Genomic DNA, 20,994 nt, shown 5'->3' with positions numbered 1-20,994 from the left:
AAAAAAAGGAGCTGCCAATCCGGCCGCCCCCTTTATGTTATTACAATGATGCTTTCAGTATCGCAAGCACGTCTTCTTTCTGCAGTGACTTGAACTGTCCGAATGCTCCGTTTGCCATCGCTTTATCTGCAATCGTATCCAGCTTCTCATCAGAAATATCATAATCAGCGAGTCTGTTCGGAGCGCCCAGGCTCGTCCAGAAATCAGACAGCCTGCTGATTCCTTCAAGTGCGATCTCTTCATCTGATTTGCCTGTCTCGTCAATATCGAAGACACGGACGGCAAGCTGTTTAAAGCGGGCCGGATTTTCTTTGAGCACATGTCTCATCCAGTTCGGGAACAGAATCGCTAAACCTCCGGCGTGCGGTATATCGTAAACCGCTGATACCGCATGCTCGATGTTGTGTGTGGCCCAATCCCCTCTTGCGCCCATTGACAGCATTCCGTTTAATGCGATCGTGCCTGTATATAAAATCGTCTCACGAAGCTCGTAGTTCTCCAGATCATTGATCAGCTTCGGCGCTGTTTCAATCACCGTGCGCAGAAGCGATTCACACATCCGGTCCTGATACGGCGTGTTTGACGTGTGGTGGAAATATTGTTCAAACACATGGCTCATCATATCGACCATGCCGTAAATGGTGTGGTCTTTCGGAACGGTAAATGTGTTTACCGGATCGAGAATAGAGAATTTAGGGTAAACGAGCGGGCTCCCCCATCCATATTTCTCTTGTGTCTCCCAGTTTGTGATGACTGATCCGGAGTTCATCTCTGAACCGGTTGCCGCAAGTGTCAGCACTGTTCCGAAAGGCAGCGCTTCTTTCGGCTGGTGTTTTTTCGTGACGATATCCCACGCGTCGCCGTCATATTTAGCGCCCGCCGCGATGGCTTTCGTGCAGTCAATGACACTTCCGCCGCCGACGGCCAATAAGAAATCGATGCTGTTTTCTTTACAGAGCGCAACACCTTTGTTCACCGTTGAGACACGCGGATTCGGCTCTACGCCTGCCAATTCATGTACGGTAACTCCCGCTTTTTTCAGCAGTTCGGTTACTTGATCATAAAGACCGCTGCGCTTAATGCTGCCTCCTCCGTATACGAGCAGCACGTTTTTTCCGTACGGTTTGATTTCTTCAGGAAGTTTTTCAACCTCTCCCTTTCCGAAAATCAACTTGGTCGGATTCCAATATGTAAAGTTTTGCATGACATCTCCTCCTTTGGATTTATATTATGCAGAAAGATGACGTTCAATGTAAAGCAATCCGCTTTTTTGACGGCGCATCACATGGTTTACAGACATCGAATTCCCGGGAAAGGCACTTGTACAGCTTGAAACAGTGTGTGATTTACACGGCGGAGAATGTAGTATGCATAGATTCTTTGCTTTGTCACAATCTATAACTGTTTCACGAATTCATAGAGGAGGTTGTTTACATGAGTGTTATTCAGCGTATCTGTCTCGTATTAACGATTATCGGCGCTATTAACTGGGGACTGATCGGGTTTTTCCAATTTGATTTAGTAGCAGCCATCTTCGGCGGCCAAGGATCAGCTCTGTCGCGGATTATTTACGGCCTTGTCGGCATCGCCGGTCTGATCAATCTCGGCCTGCTGTTTAAGCCGAACGAAGAAACATCCCGCGAGGAAGCGGCAAATCCGGAAGTCAGATAAACATAAAAAAAGCACCGAACATACATATCCGGTGCTTTTTTTAATGATTATTTTTTGATAAGGTCTTTGCGGTTGGACTGTTCAATCCACTCTTCAAGCTTATCTTTCAATGTGTTGAAACCTTGCGGAGCAGATGTTTCTTCAGAAGCTTGAGCCGCTTTCGGTTTTCTTGGTTTGCTTTCTTTTCTTTCAGGCGCCGCTTGAGTCGCACGGATAGAAAGGCTGATTTTTCCTTTTTCTTCGTCAACCGCAAGTACTTTTACTTGTACTTCGTCACCGATAGAAAGGTGCTCATTAATGTCTTTTACGAAACCGTGAGTGACTTCAGAAATGTGAACAAGTCCTTGAGTTTCTTCATCTAATGCAACAAACGCACCATACGCTTGTAATCCTGTTACTTTACCAGTGTAAACACTGCCCACTTCAAATTTTGCTGCCATTCATAACAACTCCTAAGTTAAATTAAATACAGATTATACGCAATTTAAAATTATATCATACAAGTTTGTTTTTCGCAAAGAGAACTTTTTTACATAATCATGTTTAAGCACAGATAAAGGAGGGTATACTATGATTACGAAGGCTTTCTAGTATTCCCCCCTTTTATTTGGATGCGAACCGGGTTCGTATCTTTTTTTATGCCCTTTTTTCAACAAACCGTTTGATTCTGACGAGCGCTTCCTGAATCTGCTCAATGGATGTCGCATAGGAACATCTGATGTAGCCTTCGCCGCTCGGGCCGAATACATTCCCCGGAACGACGGCTACTTTTTCTTCAATGAGCAGCTGTTCCGCGAATTCTTCTGAACTCATGCCGGTCGACTGAATGGAAGGAAAGGCGTAAAATGCTCCGCCGGGGTGGTGGCAGCCGAGTCCGATTTCGTTCAATGTCTCCACGATCAGGTTTCGGCGTCTCCGGTAGCTTTTCTTCATTCTTTCGACGTCTTCCTGACCGTTTTTCAGCCCTTCAAGCGCCGCATACTGAGCCATGGAAGGCGCGCACATCATCGCGTGCTGATGAATTTTGAGCATGGCATCCCTGATCACGGGAGGCGCCGCCGTAAATCCGAGTCTCCACCCCGTCATGGCAAATGCTTTGGAGAAGCCGGAAATAAGAATCGTGCGTTCCTTCATGCCGCTGATGGCCCCCATGCTCGTGAATGGCTCGTCATACGTCAGTTCGGCATAAATTTCATCGGCAAGCACGATCAAGTCGTGTTTTTCAGCGAAAGCAGCGATGGATTCAAGCTCTTCTTTCGAATAGACGGAACCTGTCGGATTTGACGGCGAGCATAGAAGCAGCGCTTTTGTTTTGTCCGTCAGGGCCGCTTCAAAATCGGCTGCTGATGCTTTGAAACCTTTTGCAGCGACAGTCTGAATCGGCACCGGCTTCGCCCCCGTCAGCGTCACGAGTGATTCATATGCGACAAAACACGGTTCGGGAATTAACATTTCCTCTCCAGGATTCATAATGGCGCGGACAGCGAGATCAAGCGCCTGGCTTGCCCCTACAGTAACGATCAGTTCACTGTCAGGCGAATAACTCAGGCTGAACCGCTGATCTAAATAGCGGCTGATTTCTTCTCTCAGTTCATAAAGACCCGCATTTGCCGTATAAGCCGTATAACCCTGTTCTAAAGAAAGAATACTCGCTTCCCTCACGTTCCAGGCCGTCACAAAGTCAGGCTCTCCCACTCCCAGTGAAATGACGCCTTCCATCGTAGCGGCCAGATCAAAGAATTTGCGGATGCCTGACGGTTTAATCTGCTGCACGTAGTCAGATAAATAAGAAGTCTTCGTTTCCATTTACGGAGACACCACGATTCTTTTGTCATCGTCTCCGCTTTCAAAGACTTTGCCGTCATGCTTATATTTTTTCAGGATGAAGTGCGTTGTCGTGGAAACGACAGACTCAAGGGTGGACAATTTTTCAGACACGAAGCTTGCCACATCTGACATCGTGTTGCCGCGAATAACGACAGATAAGTCATACACCCCTGACATCAGGTACACTGATTCAACTTCCTGGAATCTGTATATCCGCTCAGCGACTTCATCAAAGCCGACATTTCGTTTCGGAGTGACTTTTACGTCAATCATCGCCGTGACGCCTTCCAAACCGTCGACTTTGCGCCAGTCGATCATCGCCGCATAATCAATGATGACTTTTTCCTTTTCAAGCTTTTCAATGATGCTTTTGACTTCTTCAGCGGGAATGTTTGCCATTTTCGCAATCGTTTCCGCATCAACGCGGCTGTTTTCGTCTAAAATTTCTAATATTTCTGTTTCTTTTTCGGTCAGCTTCATACGTTTCACACCTTTGCATTATCAAAAATCTTCATGACATTATATCACGATTTTCGACAAATGCTAAGAAAAACCCGAAAGAAACCAGAGCTAAAATCTGACAATCAAAAAAGCCTTTACATTACAACAAAGAAAGGACGGCGAAGGCTCTCATGGAAGCTGTTTCACCGATTAAACGGGCCGCGATAGACGGAGTTGAGCTGTATTACGAGCATTATGAAAATCCCGGCAGACAGACACTCGTCTGCGTACACGGTTTTTTATCTTCGGCATTCAGCTTCAGAAAACTGATCCCGCTGCTCAGAAACCATTATGATATTATCGCCGTTGACCTGCCTCCTTTCGGGCAATCGGAAAAGTCACGGACTTTCGTATATACTTACGCAAACCTCGCCAAGCTTCTGATCGGACTTCTGGAAAAGCTCGGTATCAGCCGGGCCGCACTCATCGGCCATTCAATGGGCGGCCAGATTTCCTTATCCGCGTCTCTTCTCAGACCCGAGCTTTTTTCTAAAATCGTCCTGCTGTGCAGCTCGGGGTATTTAAAGCGCTCGCACCCGTCGATTATATTCGGGACGCATCTCCCTTGTTTTGACCTGTATCTTAAGTATTGGCTTTCAAAAGACGGCGTGCTGAACAACCTGTTAAATGTCGTTCACGACCGGACGCTTATCGATCAGGAAATGATTGACGGTTACGAAAAACCATTTACAGACCGCCAGATTTTCAAAGCGATGACAAGGTTTATCAGACACAGGGAGGGCGATTTAGAGCCCGAGGATTTGAAGAAAGTGCAAAACCCCGCTCTTTTAATCTGGGGAGAAGAAGACCGTGTCGTTCCGGTCTCAGTCGGAAAACGGCTTCATGACGACCTGCCGGATTCCATTCTGTATTCACTCAAGGATACGGGGCACCTCGTACCTGAAGAGCGCCCGGAGTTTGTTTCGGAGCGGATTTTTGAATTTATTCAATAAAAAAACCGGCGGAACCGCCGGTTTTTAAGGGGTGCAGGAGCTGCTTTCTTTTATGAACAGAAGCTGCTCAGCGGCCTTTTGGCATCCTTCGATCGGAAGCTTTTGCTCAAATGAAGCTTCAAAGATATCCTGAATGGCTGCTGCCAGCTTGTCGGCACGGTCTTCACTGTAGACGGCCTGAACGATGTCGACGGCTTCTGTCTCATAAAAATCTTCTCCATATTTAAACGGGTCCCACTTGGCAATGATTTTCATCATTTCCATGACCGCTTGGCTTTCTTCCATTTTCATCACCGCTTATAATAAAGTTTGCAATTCTATTTTATCATAGATACGCTGTGCAAAATAATGATACTACAGGAGTGACATACATGAACTTTGATCTTCGAGAAAACCGTCTTGGCACACAATCGGTGAAATGGGACAAGGCGGAAGCGTTATTCGGCGTATCGGATGCGCTTCCGATGTGGGTTGCCGATATGGATTTCCGCGCTCCCGAAGCGGTCACTGACGCCTTAAAAGCCCGCCTTGACCACGGCATATTCGGTTACACGTCTCCTGACGAAAACACAAGAGAAGCCGTCGCTTCATGGCTTGAGACGCGGCACGGCTACCGGCCCGATCCCGCAAACATCGCGTTCAGTCCCGGTGTTGTCACGGCAATCAGCATGGCCGTACAAGCCTTTACCGAACCGGGCGATCCGGTGTTGATTCAATCACCGGTGTATACGCCTTTTTATCAGATGATCAAGGAAAACAAACGGCAGGTTTTACATAACCCGTTACGGGAAGAAAACGGCGTCTACTGTATGGATTTTGAGGATCTTGAGAAAAAGCTGAACGATTCTGAGGTCAAGCTGATGATTCTTTGTAATCCCCACAATCCGTCCGGCAGAGCGTGGAGCCGGGATGAGCTTATGAAGCTCGGATCGCTGTGCGCCGCCCATAACGTCACCGTCGTTTCTGACGAGATACATTCCGACTTGATGCTGTACGGAAAGCCGCATACGCCTTTCGCTTCTCTGTCTGAGGAGTTTGCGCGGATTTCCGTTACTTGTGTCGCGCCGAGCAAGACGTTTAATATTGCCGGGATTCAGGCATCCGCCATTATCATTCCCGATCGGTATAAGCGGGCGAAATTCTCCGCCGCATTGCATCAGAACGGGATTTCCAGCCTCAACACATTTGCGGTTGCAGCAATCGAAGCGGCCTATACAAAGGGAGGCCCTTGGCTTGACGCGCTGATTCCTTACATTGAAGGGAATATGAAATTGGCTGAGGACTTTTTAAGAAAAGAATTGCCGAAAGTCCGCATGATGAAGCCTGACGCTTCCTATTTGATCTGGATGGATTTCAGCGAATACGGATTTTCGGATGCCGAGCTCAAAGAAAGAATGCTCAAAAAAGGGAAAATCATATTAGAGCCGGGAACAAAATACGGACCGGGCGGCGAAGGATTTATGAGACTTAATGTCGGCTGTTCAGCCGCCGCCGTAAAAGAAGGGCTTGAGAGAATGAAAGCAGCGCTCGCTTAGCAGCGGAAAGAACGCCTTTATCAGATGAGATAAGGGCGTTCGCTTTAGAGAAATATATACTTTTTTTTCCGGTAAAGATGTTATAATAGATTCATATTTACATAGGAAAGGATTTCGCATAAATGGAGATTGTAAAGGATTACCTGCTTCACTTCTCTTTTATTTTATTCCCTATTTTTCTTTATCAAGTCTTCTGGCTCAGCAAGCCCGATTTGCTTGTACCGAGAGCGAACCGCCTGCTGGTCGCCGTATTTGCAGCGTCATCTTCCTTATTATGTACGGCTTTTCCCATCCAGGAGCTTCATTCCGTCCGTTACGGTTTGCAGCTGATTCCCATTATCGTCTGCCTGCTTTATTCCGGTACCGCCGCAGGACTTGCCGCAGGGGCGGCATCCGTTTTTTTTCAGCTCATATGGTTTGAACCTTCCGCTCTTTTTTTCTTATCCTTAATTCCTTTTTTAATCATCATCCCTATCCAGCTCCAAACGAAATGGCCTTTTTTTTCAAAGCGGAAGAAACTGCTTTTCGCTCTTCTCATCGGCTGCACTGAAACCGCCTTATTAACCGCATCTGTCTTCATCTATTCCGCGACCAATATTTTCAATTTTCAAAATCTATCTTCCGTTTATTATGAGGCGGCAGTATCTGTTTTTTTTCAAGTCAGCGCCCTTTTGCTGTGCATTTATTTGATTGAGATCATTGATGAGAATGCGTCCATGCGGGCAAGGCTGATTCACTCAGAAAAAATGGCCGTCGTCAGCGAGCTTGCGGCAAGCGTCGCCCATGAAGTCCGCAATCCGCTTACGGTCGTCAGAGGTTTTGTGCAGCTGCTGTTCAGCGGCGAGCAGCTTCAGGACAAATCCCACTCCGGATATCAGAAACTTGTGCTGTCCGAACTCGACCGGGCTCAGACGATCATTACGAATTATCTCGATATGGCGAAGCAGGATGACTATGAAAAAGAAAAGTTTGATATTTCTCTGCTCGTAAAGGAAACAGGTTCCTTAATGGAGTCTTATGCCAATTTTAAATCGGTGACCGTTACGGTTCGAAGCGAGCCTGATTTATATGTGTTCGGCGATGTAAAAAAACTGAAACAGGCCTTCATTAATCTGATTAAAAACAGTATTGAAGCCGTGCCCTCTGAAAACGGCCGAATCGAGGTCTCCGTCCAAAAACAGGAAGAGATGATTCTCATTCAGATTACGGATAACGGAATCGGCATGTCCGATGAAGAACTGCAGAAACTCGGCAAGCCATATTATACGCTGAAAACGAACGGCACCGGGCTCGGGCTTACCGTGACATTCTCGATTATTCAGCATCATGAAGGCTCCGTCTGTTTCACCAGCGGCGAGCACTCGGGCACAACGGCCTCAGTCAGGCTTCCGGCAGCTGTTCACTAGCCAACCGCGTTGATCTTTTATAGAATAACTAGAGAGAGGTGAACGCTATGAATACGTTTGACATCGGCACAATCGTAAAAGGGTTTTATAAAACAGGAGCATACATAGGGGAAGTGACAGACGTCAGGCCCAATCACTATTTAGTGAAAATTAAAGCCGTTCTGACGCATCCCGCTCAAGGAGATCTTCATCATCCGAAGCAGGCGGATGTTCCGTTTTTTCATGAAAGAAGAGCGCTTGCATTCGGGGAACAGACAAACATACCGCATCAGATGGTCAAACCGTTTGATGGCGAGGTGCCTGATTATACGGCTTCCTTACAAGCGGCGTCTGCCCGGCTGAAAGATCAGCTTACAGCGGACGGCTCAGAATGGGCGGAACGTTCGCTCGACAACTTGGCCGCGTTAGAGCGTGACTATTTTAAAAGAACTTGACCCAGTCGGCATGATTGGGTTTTTTTATGTGGCCCGGCGAAACAGTTCAGTCAGATCGACGCGATCACCGATCGTCGGAGGTTTCGGTTTTTCAAGATATTGTTTATCCCGCTCGACAAGCTTGAATAATTTGTATGTCGTCCGCGCATCATCCAGCGCTTTATGATGCGTGCCCGTCCCTTTATCGCCATACTCTTCTGCCGCTTTCCAAAGGCCGGTCAATGTTCTGTCGCCGAAGAAATTTTTGTATTCAAGGGACAGATCCCGAAGTTCTCCTTTGAACGGAAAAGGGATGTGGTTAAACATGCAATTTTGCTTTAACACTTTCATATCCATATTGCCCCAGGTGACGATCGTGCAGTTTTTATCAGGATCAAGCTCATTTAATTTGCGGATGAATTCATTAAACGTGATTCCGCCGTCCACGTCTTTTTGGGTGATGTTCAGAAAGGTTTTGCATCGTTTCGTCAGCTTCGGAAATTTTTTCGGTTTGATATAACTCGAAAACGTTTCAGTCACTTCATCATTCACTGTCTTGACAATCCCCGCTTCAATAATCTCGGGAAAGAAATTTTGCGGGCTGTATTTTCCGTCAGGCATTGTAAATTCAAAATCAATAATGAGCAGACTGCGCTGATCCACTTTTTTTACACCTGCCTTTCCTCCGATCAAAAATGATATTTTATGATAGTATATCAATTTCCCCTCTGAAACTTTCTTCATTTTCTAAAAATAATGAATTTTCCTATATCCGCATCGAAAATACAAATACCGGATTCATTCCTATATACTAATGATTAGATACACGAAAAGTAAAGAAGGTGATGTTATTTCTGTCCGTAAGAAGAACTTCGTCGTCATTTGGATTACAAATTTCTTTATTTCCGCCAGCATGACCATGATTGTTCCGTTTCTTTCGTTATATATCGAAACGATCAGCCCCCATTCGGGCGGGTATGTGCAGAGATGGAGCGGGTATGTGTTCGGCGTCACGTTTTTAATGGCGTTTGTGATTTCCCCGTTTTGGGGAAGATTCGGCGATAAGCGCGGCTACAAAAAAATTCTCTTGATTACAGGAACCGGCATTGCCGTCAGCATTTTATTGATGGGGTTTGTGACATCCGTTTATCAGCTGTTTGTCCTGCGGCTGCTTATGGGTCTAGTAACAGGCTTTGTTCCGACATCGCTTGCCATGATTTCGGCGCAGACGCCGAAAGAGACTGCCGGGAAGACGCTCGGCACGCTGCAGATGGGTCAGGTGTCAGGCACTTTATTCGGACCGATGCTGGGCGGGCTGCTCGCTGACAGCTTCGGGTTTACGTACACATTTTTTATTACGTCTTTTGTCATTTTCGCGTCCGTGCTTCTCGTTTTATTTCAGGTCAATGAGCAGCCGCTCGGCGAGAAACAAAACAAACGGAAAACCTATTCCAGAAAACAGGTGCTCTCTTATATTTTTCACCAGCCCGCGCTTTGGGCGATGATGGTGCTTACTATGATCGTGCAGACCGGCAATTTCAGCATTCAGCCGCTGCTCGCTTTATATGTCAATGAGCTGCACGGACCTGTTAATTTAGCTTTTTTCTCCGGAATGGCGTTTTCAGCGACCGGACTCGGAAGCTTACTGCTTGCCCGGAAATGGGGGGACTTCGGCGACCGCTTCGGCCACAGCCGGATCTTAATCGTGCTTTTGATTGCCTCAGCGGTGTTTTTCATTCCGCAGGCGCTCGCCTCCTCCCTCTCCATTCTGTTAGTCTTCAGATTTCTGTTCGGCATGGTCATGGGCGGCACGCTCCCCTGCATTACGGCCGCAATCCGCGTCAGGGCGCCGGGCAGCATCCAGGGAGAGGTGCTCGGCTATAACGTCAGCTTTCGTTTTCTCGGAAATGTGCTCGGCCCTCTGCTCGGAGGTGCGGTCTCAAGCGGTTTTTCCATTTCGGCTGCTTTCTACGTCACCGCCTTTCTCTTTTTAATAGGCGCGGGGCTCTTATGGATGGCGGGACATCTGCAAAAGGATACAGCGTCAAATGCGGGCTGACCGGCAGCGATCACGATTTCTTCTAAATTTAACCTTCTCGTATTCTTAAAAGAATGATACGATATGGCTAGAAATCAGGAGAAAAGAGAGTGACCATGGTACGTAAAATAATCGGATGGATTTTGCTGCTCGGCATTATCCCGTTGTGTGCATTTACAGTTATTGCTTCCGGCAAAGAGGTAAAACAAATCAAGCCTTTTGATCAGGTGCTCGATAAACATATTGATTTAAAAGCGATCAACCTGGTTCAAAACAGTTACATGTATGACAGGGACGGAAGCCTTGTTTCTGAGATTGTCAGCGATCATGAGAACCGCGTGATCGTGCCCTTTAATAAAATACCGAATGAGGTAAAACAACTGTTTTTAACCTCTGAAGACCGTCATTTTTATGAGCATAAAGGGTTTGACTTTATGGGGATGGTCAGGGCGGCCGCCTCCAATTTCAAAGATCATAAAATTGATCAGGGCGCCAGCACCATCACCCAGCAGCTGGCAAGGAATGTGTATTTAAGCCATGAACGCACCTTCAGCCGAAAACTGACGGAGCTGGCCTATTCCTATCAGCTTGAGAAAAGATACAGCAAAGATGAGATTTTAGAAGGCTACTTAAATACGATTTATTTTAATAACGGCGTATACGGTGTCGGTTCGGCGGCACAATTTTATTTCAGCAAGCCGCTGAAATCTCTCACTTTGGGAGAAATGGCCTTTATCTGCGCCATCCCTAATAACCCTACATTATATGATCCTCTCAAGCATTTTGATTATACGAAAAAACGACAAGTCAGATTGCTTAACGGATTAAAAAAAGCAGGCGTTATATCCGGGAAACAGCTGAAAAAAGCCGAAAAGGAAAAGATCAAGCTTGATATAAACGAAAAAACAAATAAATATCCTGACTATGTTTCCTATGTAAATGATGAATTCACACAGCTTGTTTCATCATCCGAAGGCTATGACAAACGTCTTGAAAAAGCTTCCGGAAAGGCGAAACAAAAAATACAGAGTGAGCTTTCAGACAGAGTCAGCACATTGTTAAAAGACGGCGTGAAGATTTATACGGCGCTGAATCCGTATATGCAAAACCAGGTCGTCGCCCAAGTGAATCAAAATCTGCCGTATGCAGGCGTCCAGGGCGGAGCGGCCGTGATTAATCATCAGACACATCAGATTATCGCGCTTTCAGGCGGGAAAGATTATCATAAATATGATTTCAACCGTGCCTATCAGGCATACAGACAGCCCGGTTCATCCATTAAGCCGCTGCTTGATTACGGACCTTACATTGAAAAGACCGGCGCAACGCCACACAGCAAGATTGACGCAAGCAAATTCTGCAGTGCGGATTACTGCCCGCAAAACTACAATAACCGCACGTACGGTACGGTCACGCTGGAAACGGCGTTTAAATACTCGTACAACACACCGGCCATCAGAATCATGGACCGCGTCGGCGTCAATAAGGCGTTCAGCTACCTTGAACCGTTTCATTTCGCGAAGCTGGTCAGCGCGGATTACCGTCTGCCTGCGGCGCTTGGCGGTTTTACAAACGGCATGACTCCGCTTGAAATGACCAATGCGTACACCACGTTCGGCAACAACGGCGTTTATACGCCGAGTCACGCGATTACAAAAGTGACTGATTTAAAAGGAAAAACGATATTAAAATGGAAAGATGAGCCGACGCAGGTATTCAGCGTGCGGACCAACATGCAGATCAAAGAAATGATGAAAGCCGTCGTCAAAAGCGGAACAGGAAAAAAAGCGAACTTTAAAGCTCCGTACGTCGGCGGAAAATCAGGAACGTCAAATGACTATCACGATATGTGGTTTGTCGGCCTGACGGACGCTTATACGATGGGGGTATGGGTCGGAAAGGATACACCGTCAAGCGTCGAATACCTTCATGACGCAAGCCCTCAGCTTTCGATCTGGAAAAACACGCTGCAGGCAGCTTATTAAAGATAACGGAGGGGATCCGCTTTGAAACCAGCTCAGCTTCCGGACCGCGTGCTTTTGTTTGACGGCGTCTGCAACTTATGCAACGGCGCCGTTCAATTCATCATTAAACGCGATCCGGCCGGCAAAATCTCATTTGCTTCATTGCAATCAGATACCGCCCGGGAGCTTTTGGCATCAGAAGGACTTCCGACAGAACAATTTGACAGCATGATTTTTATCGAAAACGGGCGGATATACAAAAAATCCGCAGCCGTGTTAAAGGTTTCCCGTCATCTCCGCGGAGCCTGGCGGCTGTCAGCGGTTTTTTTCGCAGTGCCCCGCCCCCTCAGGGACAGAGCCTATTCTTTCATCGCCCGGCGCCGTTACAAATGGTTCGGAAAAAGGGAAGCATGCATGCTCCCCTCCCCTGAGATCAAAAACAGATTTCTGTCTTAACAAAAATGGCTAGCTTACACAGGTAAGCTAGCCATTATGCTATTATAAAGCTTGATAAAGATGTACAAAATACCGATAACAAAAGTAAACCAAAACAGAATCTCAAGCAATATAAAACCGATCAGCGAAACGATCGAGAGTGTCGAATAGATTCTGTACACCATGAAAATCAAATAAACGAGCGTAACAACGGCAAATAACGCCGCAATCCAAAAACCATTCTGCACGAGCGCAAAGGAAAGAATTCCTCCGCCTACATAAATTAAAGAGCCTAATCTGATTTTTTTCAGATTGTCCCCTTCAGGGTCATTTGTGAAAAACAAAAGAGACAGCTCTGTCACTGTGTTTGCAATCAGCTTCAAAGCCGAAAAAAGCATAAAATACACAAGGGCGAACGCTGCAAAAAGCGCCAGTCTGATCCCTTTCTCAGAGAAATAATCCAGCATCCCCTGATACATGCCGAGCGTCTGAAGTATCTTCATGACATAAAGCGAGGTAGAAATGGATAATGACGAACTAAAAAGCAGAATCGCAACGAGCGGAAAATAACCCGTCCAATAAGTATTTTTCATATAAAAAGTCCCTTTCTGTAATCTACCTCACTTATTATGGAGGACTTAAAACACATTGACAAGATAAAAAATACCATTTTTCCTCACTTTTACGAAATAAGGGCCTGATCTTCACAAACCGGCTTTTTCGGAGTAAAGTAGAACGCGGGAATGATAAACGTAAGGAAGGCTGTTATGAAAAAAACATTAAAATTGCAAACCCGATTAACGATTTTCGTCTGTATTGTCGTCCTTATCGCACTTTGTATCACCTTTTTCACGATCAGCGTCCAAACAGCAGACCGCGTGAAAGAAGAAGAACGGACGACCGCGCTGCGCACCGCAAAGCTGGTCGCGGAAACACCGAGTGTCGCGCGGGCATTGCAAACAAGAAAAGGGCTGAAAGAGCTCCGGGATTATACATTAGACGTCCAGCATACGACAGGAACCGAATTTGTCGTGGTGATGGATATGAACAGCATCCGCCTCACCCACCCCGACGCAAATAAAATCGGGAAGAAATTCACCGGCGGAGATGAACAGCCGGCGATGCACGGGCATATCAAAACGAGCACATCAGCGGGAACTCTCGGAAAATCCATGAGAGCCTTCGTACCGATCTATGGAAAAGATAAAAAACAAGTGGGCGTCGTTTCGGTCGGAATTTCGCTTAACAAAATACAGGATGTCGTCAGCCACAGTTTGAGACCGCTTTATTTCATCATCTGCGTAAGTATTTTTGTCGGCGTCATCGGAGCCGTCATTGTCGCCCGCACCGTCAAAAACATTATGTACGGTCTTGAGCCTTATGAAATCGCCACCCTCCTGGAAGAGCGGAGCGCCATGCTCGAATCAACGAAGGAAGGCATTCTGGCGGTTGACGCGCGGGGAAAAATCAAGCTCGCCAATGCGGAAGCGAAACGGCTTTTTATTAAAATGGGTATTCCGACTAATCCGGTCGATCAAGATGTGAACGATATTCTCCCGAAAAGCCGGCTGAAACAAGTGATTGAAACGAAAAAACCGCTTCAGGACAGGGATATCCGCATTAACGGGCTTGAGCTGGTCTTTAATGAGGTTCCGATTCATCTGAAAGGACAAACCGTCGGAGCGATCGCCACGTTCAGGGACAAAACGGAGGTCAAACATTTAGCAGAACAGCTGTCCGGTGTTAAAATGTATGCAAACGCATTAAGAGCCCAGTCTCATGAATTCATGAATAAGCTTCATGTTATTTTAGGGCTTGTCCAGTTAAAAGAATACGATGATCTCGGCACTTACATTAAAGACATTGCCATTCAGCAGAAGACGGAAACAAGCGAGATTATAAGTGATGTCAAAAGTCCGGTTCTCGCAGGGTTTCTTCTAGGAAAACAAAGCTACATACGCGAACAGGGCGCTGATCTGGACATTCAGCTCGGCAGCCTGATCCCGAATGCGGCGGATCCAGCCGTCATCCATGAGCTCATTACGATTATCGGAAACCTGTTAAACAACGCGCTCGACGCGGTGGCGCAGATGCCGAAAAAAAACATTACGTGCTCGATGCGGTTTCAGGATCGCCAGCTTGATATAGAGATTACGGACACGGGAGCCGGAATGTCTGCGGCAGACCAAGCCCGTATTTTTGAACAAGGTTATTCCACGAAAGGGACAAACCGGGGGTTCGGCCTCTATTTCACCCAGCAGGCAACAGAAAATTTAAAAGGCCATATGATTGTGACAAGTGAAAAGAATGAAGGAACGACTTTCAGTCTTCGCATTCCGTATGAACCGAAGGAGGAAAATGATGATTAATGTACTCATAGTTGAAGACGACCCCATGGTGGGTGAATTAAATAAACGCTATCTCAGCCAGATTGAAGGATTTCAGCTGAAAGGGATCGCATCATCCTTTCAAAGCGCGCTGCACGTGCTGAGCGAGCATCATATCGATCTCATCCTTCTTGACATTTACATGCCGGGAAAAAACGGGCTTGAGCTTTTAACGGAAATCCGCAAACAAAATGAATCGGTTGATGTCATCGTCATTTCGGCCGCAAGCGAGCTGGACGTCATCAAAAAAACGCTTCGGTACGGCGCCGTCGATTATTTAATCAAACCATTTGAATTTGACCGCTTTCAAACCGCTCTTTCCGACTACAGACGCAAGCAGAAAGTTTATCAATCACACAGAAGCATGACACAGAAAGAATTGGATGCCGAGCTTTTTCAAAAGAAAGAAGCGGCGGAAAAGGTTCACCTTCCGAAGGGATTGACAAAAAGCACGCTTAAACTCATCTGGGCGAGCATTGAGTCTTTCGGTGACGGCTCTTTTACCACAGAAGATCTCGCCAAGCATACTGAAATCTCGCAAGTCTCCATCCGGAAATACCTTAAATTTCTGGAAGACATACAAGTGCTGAATGTAGAAATGGCGTACGGCACGATCGGCAGACCCGTCTTCCAATATCATATCAACACCGGCAATGTCAGCAGCATCAAACAATATTTATAATGTCAAAAAGCGCCGTTCCGCTGTGAACGGTGCTTTTTTACTGTCATATCCCGTGACAAAAGGCTTGAGATTCCTTTTTTGTATGCTATATAAGGATAATGACCTGGCTGATCCTCCTCTGTTTTATCCAGATGAGGAAGCCGATTCATAAAATTGATATTTTTTAAAAAATAAGCAAATTTCTATTTATTTATGGCGGGTAAAATGATAAATTATGATTGGTTAGCAGATCTTTTCAGATAAGTCATAAGTCCCGAACCCGGAAGAGACAGCCGCTCAAGGCGGGAAAAAGAGAGACGTCTCATCATTATTATCAGAAAGTTTTTTCGATTCTGCATCCGGTACGGGGACTCAAGTCTGAATTGAACGGCACAGCCATATTTTACAGGGGGGTTATATCTTTGAAAAAACGCAAAATCGGAATGGCGATGGCGCTCATCGCGGCGGCCGGAACCATATTAAGCGCATGCGGTTCAAGTGACAAAGCAAACGGCTCCGGCAGCAAAAACTTTACCGTCGGCATGGTAACAGATATCGGCGGTGTCGATGACAAATCATTTAACCAGTCCGCCTGGGAAGGTATTCAGGCATTCGGAAAAGACAACGGGCTTACAAAAGGCAAAAGCGGTTTTGACTATCTTCAATCAAAATCAGATGCAGATTATACAACGAACTTAAATAAATTAGCGCGGGAACACTTTGACCTGATTTACGGCGTCGGGTATCTGATGCAGGATTCCATCAGCGAAATCGCCGATCAGCGCAAAGACACCAATTTTGCGATCATTGACGCCGTTGTCAAAAAAGACAACGTGGCGAGCCTTACATTTAAAGAGCAGGAAGGTTCATTCCTCGTGGGAGCGGCCGCTGCGCTATCGAGCAAAACGGGAAAAGTCGGATTCGTGGGCGGAATGGAGTCTGAATTGATCAAAAAATTCGAAATCGGCTTCCGCGCGGGTGTACAAGCCGCAAATCCGAAAGCGACCGTCGAAGTGAAATATGCGGGCGGATTTGACAAAGCCGATGTCGGTAAGGCGACGGCTGAAAGCATGTACAAATCAGGCGTTGACGTCATTTATCACGCGGCCGGCGCAACGGGAACGGGCGTCTTCACAGAAGCGAAAAATCTGAAAAAAGAAGATCCGAAGCGGAACGTATGGGTTATCGGTGTTGATAAAGACCAGTACGCGGAAGGTCAAGTCAAAGGCACAAAAGACAATGTCACTCTGACATCAATGGTCAAAAAAGTGGATACAGCCGTAGAGGACTTAACGAAAAAAGCAAGTGACGGGAAATTCCCGGGCGGCAAAACATTAACATACGGTTTGGCGCAAGATGCAGTCGGCATCTCGGATCACAAGGAGAACCTTTCTGACGATGTCATCAAAGCAACAGACGATTGGAAGAAGAAAATCGCGGACGGACTCGAGATCCCTTCAACTGAAAAAGAATTGAAATCCTTCAAGGCTGAGTAAGAACCAGGGGATAAGGAGACTTCCGTGCTTATCCCCTCTCTTTTATGAAAAGAGCGGTGAAGGAAAAGCTGCATCTCTTGCAGCTTTTCTTTTGCCAAGCTCTTTCTCATCAAAGTATCTCTGAAAAGGAGCGTCAAATCGGTGGATTATATCATTGAAATGCTTAATATACGCAAGGAGTTTCCCGGAATCGTCGCCAATGATGACGTCACGCTTCAAGTGAAAAAAGGCGAAATACACGCCCTTCTCGGTGAAAACGGCGCCGGAAAATCGACACTCATGAACGTTTTATTCGGCCTGTATCAGCCGGAAAAAGGCGAGATCCGGGTGCGGGGCGAACGCGTTCACATCAACAGCCCGAACAGAGCCAACGATCTCGGCATCGGGATGGTGCACCAGCATTTTATGCTTGTGGATACCTTTACCGTCTCAGAAAATATCATTCTCGGAAAAGAGCCGAAAACTTTCGGCCGAATTGACAGACAGCGCGCCGCCCGGGACGTGCGCGATATTTCCGACCGTTACGGCCTGCACATTGATCCTGAAGCCAAAGTTGCCGATATTTCCGTCGGTATGCAGCAGCGGGCGGAAATATTAAAGACCCTCTACCGGGGCGCCGACATTCTCATTTTTGACGAGCCGACCGCGGTGCTGACCCCGCACGAAATTCAAGAACTGATTCAGATTATGAAAAATCTTGTCAATGAAGGAAAATCAATCATCCTCATCACCCACAAATTAAAAGAGATTATGGAAGTCTGCGACCGTGTCACCATCATCCGGAAAGGAAAAGGCATTACAACACTCGATGTCGCACATACGGATCAAGATGAACTGGCAAGCCTTATGGTCGGACGCGAAGTGTCATTCAAGACGGATAAACAAGCGGCCGAGCCGAAACAAGAAGTGCTTTCACTTTCTGATGTAACGGTTAAGGACGCGCGCGGCGTTGAGGCGGTCAAACAGCTCTCCCTCTCAGTCAGAGCCGGTGAAATCGTCGGCATTGCGGGCGTTGACGGAAACGGCCAGTCTGAATTAATTGAAGCCATTACAGGTCTCAGAAAAACGAATGCCGGCACGATCACGTTAAACGGCAAACAGCTGCAAAACATGCCGCCCAGGAAAGTCACTGAAGCCGGCATCGGGCATATTCCGCAGGACAGGCATAAACACGGGCTCGTCCTTGATTTTCCGATCGGAGAAAATATCGTGCTGCAAAGTTATTACCAAAAGCCCTACTCTTCTTTCGGCATATTAAATAAACACACGATTTATGACAAAGCGCGAAGCCTGATTGAAGAATACGACGTCAGAACACCTGATGAATATACGCCTGCGCGCGCTCTCTCCGGGGGGAATCAGCAAAAGGCCATTATCGGCCGGGAAGTGGACAGAAATCCGGATCTTTTAATTGCGGCCCAGCCGACGCGGGGACTCGATGTCGGCGCGATTGAATTCGTCCATAAAAAGATCATTGAGCAGCGTGACGCCGGTAAAGCGGTGCTTCTGTTATCTTTTGAACTTGATGAAATAATGAATCTCAGCGATCGCATCGCCGTCATCTTTGAAGGCAGCATCATCGCAAACGTCAATCCGCTTGAAACAAACGAGCAGGAGCTCGGACTTTTAATGGCGGGAAGTAAGCAAATGGAGGCGGGGAAAACACATGATTAATCGACTTTCTCATCTGGCTGTGCCGCTGATTGCGATCATCCTTGGGTTAGCTGCGGGTGCGGTCATCATGCTCGCCAGCGGCTACAATGTCGTAAGCGGGTATTCGGCTCTTTGGAGCGGCATTTTCGGAGAAGTGTATTACATCGGGGAATCGATCCGCCAGATTACGCCATATATTTTGTCCGGATTGGCCGTGGCATTCGCATTTCGGACCGGCCTGTTTAATATCGGGGTTGAAGGACAGCTCCTTGTCGGCTGGACCGCCGCGGTGTGGGTCGGCGCTTCCTTTGACGCCCCCGCTTACATCCACCTTCCGCTTTCGTTATTGGCGGCTGCGGCTGCGGGCGGCATTTGGGGCCTGATTCCCGGATTTTTAAAAGCCCGTTTTTTTGTCCACGAAGTGATTGTCACGATCATGATGAATTATATCGCTCTTCATTTAACCAATTATCTCATTTCCGATGTCATGACGGACCACCGGGACAAAACAGACAAAATTCATGAAAGCGCGTCGCTCCGCTCGCCGTTTTTAGAGCAGCTGACAGATTACTCCCGCCTTCACTGGGGCATTCTGATCGCTCTGTTTGCGGCAGTCCTCATGTGGTTTATCATTCATAAAACAAAAAGCGGATTTGAATTCCGGGCTGTCGGCTTTAACCAGCACGCCGCACAATACGCCGGAATGAGCGTCAGAAAAAATATGATGTACGCCATGATGATTTCCGGCGCCTTCGCGGGGCTTGCCGGCGCGATGGAAGGACTCGGAACCTTTCAATACGCGGCGGTTAAGGGCGCCTTTACCGGCGTCGGCTTCGACGGCATTGCGGTTGCGCTTCTCGGCGGCAGCACGGCAATCGGCGTTGTTCTGGCGGCATGTCTTCTCGGCGGCCTTAAAGTCGGGGCATTAAATATGCCGATTGAATCCGGGGTGCCTTCTGAAGTCGTTGACATCGTCATCGCCATTATTATTTTGTTTGTGGCATCAAGCTACGCCATCCGTCTCATCCTTGATAAATTGAAGAAAAAGGGGGCGAAGTAAGTGGACTTCCTGCAGATTTTATCCATTATTGTCCCGGCAACACTCGTATATGCGGCTCCGCTTATTTTAACTGCTCTCGGCGGCGTGTTTTCTGAAAGATCGGGAGTTGTCAACATCGGTCTTGAAGGACTGATGATTATCGGCGCCTTTACAAGCGTCATGTTCAACTTATTTTTCGGACGCGAGCTTGGCGCCGCCGCTCCGTGGCTCGCCTTGGCTGCGGCTATGATTGCCGGCGGACTGTTCTCACTGATTCACGCGGCCGCCGCGGTTTCTTTCCGCGCCGATCAGACGGTAACCGGTGTGGCGATCAATATGCTCGCGTTAGGAGCGACACTGTTTATCGTCAAGCTGATCTACGGAAAGGCGCAGACTGATAAAATCCCGGAGCCCTTTTACAAAACGAACATTCCCGGGTTAAGCGATATTCCGGTTTTAGGAAAGATTTTCTTTTCCGACGTATATTATACGTCGATTTTAGCCATCGTACTGGCCTTTGTTTCCTGGTTTATTTTATTCAAAACGCCGTTCGGCCTCCGCATCCGTTCTGTCGGGGAACATCCGATGGCGGCCGATACGATGGGAATCAACGTGTTCGGCATGCGCTATATCGGCGTCATGATCAGCGGGCTGTTCGGCGGGCTCGGCGGCGGTGTATATGCTTCCACGATCGCGCTTGATTTCACGCACTCCACCATTTCCGGACAAGGCTTTATCGCTCTTGCCGCGCTGGTTTTCGGCAAATGGCATCCGATCGGCGCGCTCGGGGCGGCGCTGTTCTTCGGATTTGCGCAGAGTTTGAGCATTATCGGCTCGCTTTTGCCCCTGTTCAAAGACATTCCGAATGTATACATGCTGATGGCTCCTTACATTCTGACCATTCTCGCGCTTGCTGGCTTCATCGGCCGCGCGGATGCGCCTAAAGCCAACGGCATCCCTTACATTAAAGGAAAACGCTGATTGCCACAAAAAAGAGTTCCGCACCCTGGTGCCG

The 20,994-nt window shown here is 47.3% G+C and carries 21 protein-coding genes; 14 read left to right on the top strand and 7 right to left on the bottom strand.

The genetic code is table 11. The features are described 5' to 3' along the window. Window positions 1-40: 40 nt before the first annotated feature. Window positions 41-1,204: an iron-containing alcohol dehydrogenase gene (locus D5S11_RS03440; RefSeq protein ID WP_007408652.1), complete on the bottom strand. Its 1,164-nt coding sequence runs from the start codon at window positions 1,202-1,204 to the stop codon at window positions 41-43. Window positions 1,205-1,434: 230 nt separating this feature from the next. On the opposite strand from D5S11_RS03440, the gene D5S11_RS03435 reads away from it, so the two are divergent. Further along, on the top strand, window positions 1,435-1,671 hold the full coding sequence (locus D5S11_RS03435) for a DUF378 domain-containing protein (protein ID WP_003152104.1): 237 nt from the start codon (window positions 1,435-1,437) through the stop codon (window positions 1,669-1,671). Window positions 1,672-1,718: 47 nt separating this feature from the next. On the opposite strand, the gene yugI is transcribed toward D5S11_RS03435, so the two are convergent. The 3 genes from yugI to D5S11_RS03420 all read right to left on the bottom strand — a co-directional run bounded on the left by yugI (window position 1,719) and on the right by D5S11_RS03420 (window position 3,978). Beyond that, on the bottom strand, window positions 1,719-2,111 hold the full coding sequence (gene yugI, locus D5S11_RS03430) for a S1 domain-containing post-transcriptional regulator GSP13 (RefSeq protein ID WP_007408653.1): 393 nt from the start codon (window positions 2,109-2,111) through the stop codon (window positions 1,719-1,721). A gap of 196 nt (window positions 2,112-2,307) precedes the next feature. Next, window positions 2,308-3,477: an aminotransferase gene (locus D5S11_RS03425; RefSeq protein WP_047936070.1), complete on the bottom strand. Its 1,170-nt coding sequence runs from the start codon at window positions 3,475-3,477 to the stop codon at window positions 2,308-2,310. Next, the gene (locus D5S11_RS03420; RefSeq protein WP_003152098.1) at window positions 3,478-3,978 is read right to left on the bottom strand and encodes an Lrp/AsnC family transcriptional regulator; all 501 of its coding nucleotides are present in this window, start codon (window positions 3,976-3,978) and stop codon (window positions 3,478-3,480) included. Window positions 3,979-4,130: 152 nt separating this feature from the next. Here D5S11_RS03420 and D5S11_RS03415 point away from each other — a divergent pair, with 152 nt between their 5' ends. After that, window positions 4,131-4,952: an alpha/beta fold hydrolase gene (locus tag D5S11_RS03415; protein WP_007408654.1), complete on the top strand. Its 822-nt coding sequence runs from the start codon at window positions 4,131-4,133 to the stop codon at window positions 4,950-4,952. A 24-nt stretch (window positions 4,953-4,976) separates the two neighbouring features. On the opposite strand, the gene D5S11_RS03410 is transcribed toward D5S11_RS03415, so the two are convergent. Continuing rightward, complete coding sequence (locus tag D5S11_RS03410) at window positions 4,977-5,237, bottom strand: DUF1871 family protein (RefSeq protein ID WP_003152094.1); 261 nt, start codon at window positions 5,235-5,237, stop codon at window positions 4,977-4,979. An 86-nt stretch (window positions 5,238-5,323) separates the two neighbouring features. Between D5S11_RS03410 and D5S11_RS03405 the strand changes: the two genes are divergently transcribed. From D5S11_RS03405 to kapB, 3 genes are all read left to right on the top strand, one after another. Continuing rightward, a complete protein-coding gene (locus D5S11_RS03405) occupies window positions 5,324-6,487 on the top strand; it encodes a MalY/PatB family protein (RefSeq protein ID WP_007408655.1) in 1,164 nt (387 codons plus the stop codon). 122 nt (window positions 6,488-6,609) lie between these two features. Continuing rightward, window positions 6,610-7,893 (top strand): sensor histidine kinase, encoded by a 1,284-nt coding sequence (locus D5S11_RS03400; RefSeq protein ID WP_015240472.1) that lies wholly within the window; start codon window positions 6,610-6,612, stop codon window positions 7,891-7,893. Between the two features lie 47 nt (window positions 7,894-7,940). Continuing rightward, window positions 7,941-8,327, top strand: a complete 387-nt coding sequence (gene kapB, locus D5S11_RS03395; RefSeq protein ID WP_007408657.1) for a kinase-associated lipoprotein KapB — start codon at window positions 7,941-7,943, stop codon at window positions 8,325-8,327. A 24-nt stretch (window positions 8,328-8,351) separates the two neighbouring features. On the opposite strand, the gene kapD is transcribed toward kapB, so the two are convergent. After that, window positions 8,352-8,969 carry a 3'-5' exonuclease KapD gene (gene kapD / locus D5S11_RS03390; protein WP_003152084.1) on the bottom strand — a complete coding sequence of 206 codons (618 nt, stop codon included), beginning with the start codon at window positions 8,967-8,969 and terminating at the stop codon, window positions 8,352-8,354. Between the two features lie 151 nt (window positions 8,970-9,120). Between kapD and D5S11_RS03385 the strand changes: the two genes are divergently transcribed. The 3 genes from D5S11_RS03385 to D5S11_RS03375 all read left to right on the top strand — a co-directional run bounded on the left by D5S11_RS03385 (window position 9,121) and on the right by D5S11_RS03375 (window position 12,764). Beyond that, window positions 9,121-10,365, top strand: a complete 1,245-nt coding sequence (locus tag D5S11_RS03385; RefSeq protein ID WP_007408659.1) for a multidrug efflux MFS transporter — start codon at window positions 9,121-9,123, stop codon at window positions 10,363-10,365. 89 nt (window positions 10,366-10,454) lie between these two features. Continuing rightward, window positions 10,455-12,329 (top strand): transglycosylase domain-containing protein, encoded by a 1,875-nt coding sequence (locus D5S11_RS03380; RefSeq protein ID WP_108724757.1) that lies wholly within the window; start codon window positions 10,455-10,457, stop codon window positions 12,327-12,329. A gap of 21 nt (window positions 12,330-12,350) precedes the next feature. Beyond that, the gene (locus D5S11_RS03375) at window positions 12,351-12,764 is read left to right on the top strand and encodes a thiol-disulfide oxidoreductase DCC family protein (RefSeq protein WP_007408661.1); all 414 of its coding nucleotides are present in this window, start codon (window positions 12,351-12,353) and stop codon (window positions 12,762-12,764) included. 14 nt (window positions 12,765-12,778) lie between these two features. On the opposite strand, the gene D5S11_RS03370 is transcribed toward D5S11_RS03375, so the two are convergent. Continuing rightward, window positions 12,779-13,336, bottom strand: coding sequence for a YufK family protein (locus D5S11_RS03370; RefSeq protein ID WP_007408662.1), 558 nt, complete (start codon window positions 13,334-13,336; stop codon window positions 12,779-12,781). A 174-nt stretch (window positions 13,337-13,510) separates the two neighbouring features. On the opposite strand from D5S11_RS03370, the gene malK reads away from it, so the two are divergent. From malK to nupQ, 6 genes are all read left to right on the top strand, one after another. Beyond that, complete coding sequence (malK, locus tag D5S11_RS03365) at window positions 13,511-15,112, top strand: malate sensor histidine kinase MalK (protein ID WP_012118305.1); 1,602 nt, start codon at window positions 13,511-13,513, stop codon at window positions 15,110-15,112. Then, window positions 15,105-15,812, top strand: a complete 708-nt coding sequence (locus D5S11_RS03360; RefSeq protein ID WP_003152077.1) for a response regulator — start codon at window positions 15,105-15,107, stop codon at window positions 15,810-15,812. Before malK ends, D5S11_RS03360 begins: the two co-directional genes overlap by 8 nt. 401 nt (window positions 15,813-16,213) lie before the next feature. Further along, entirely contained in the window at window positions 16,214-17,287 is a 1,074-nt protein-coding gene (locus tag D5S11_RS03355; protein ID WP_007408665.1) for a BMP family lipoprotein, read from the top strand. 141 nt (window positions 17,288-17,428) lie between these two features. Continuing rightward, complete coding sequence (locus tag D5S11_RS03350) at window positions 17,429-18,961, top strand: ABC transporter ATP-binding protein (RefSeq protein WP_020956265.1); 1,533 nt, start codon at window positions 17,429-17,431, stop codon at window positions 18,959-18,961. Then, window positions 18,954-20,000: an ABC transporter permease gene (locus tag D5S11_RS03345; RefSeq protein ID WP_012118308.1), complete on the top strand. Its 1,047-nt coding sequence runs from the start codon at window positions 18,954-18,956 to the stop codon at window positions 19,998-20,000. Before D5S11_RS03350 ends, D5S11_RS03345 begins: the two co-directional genes overlap by 8 nt. Continuing rightward, window positions 20,001-20,960, top strand: a complete 960-nt coding sequence (gene nupQ / locus D5S11_RS03340; RefSeq protein ID WP_003152071.1) for a guanosine ABC transporter permease NupQ — start codon at window positions 20,001-20,003, stop codon at window positions 20,958-20,960. Window positions 20,961-20,994 lie beyond the last annotated feature (34 nt).

This window comes from Bacillus sp. L75 (genome assembly GCF_003676355.1).
Lineage (GTDB): Bacteria > Bacillota > Bacilli > Bacillales > Bacillaceae > Bacillus > Bacillus velezensis.
The sequence above is the reverse complement of the archived record's forward strand: the minus strand, read 5'-3'. Positions and strand labels throughout refer to the sequence as shown.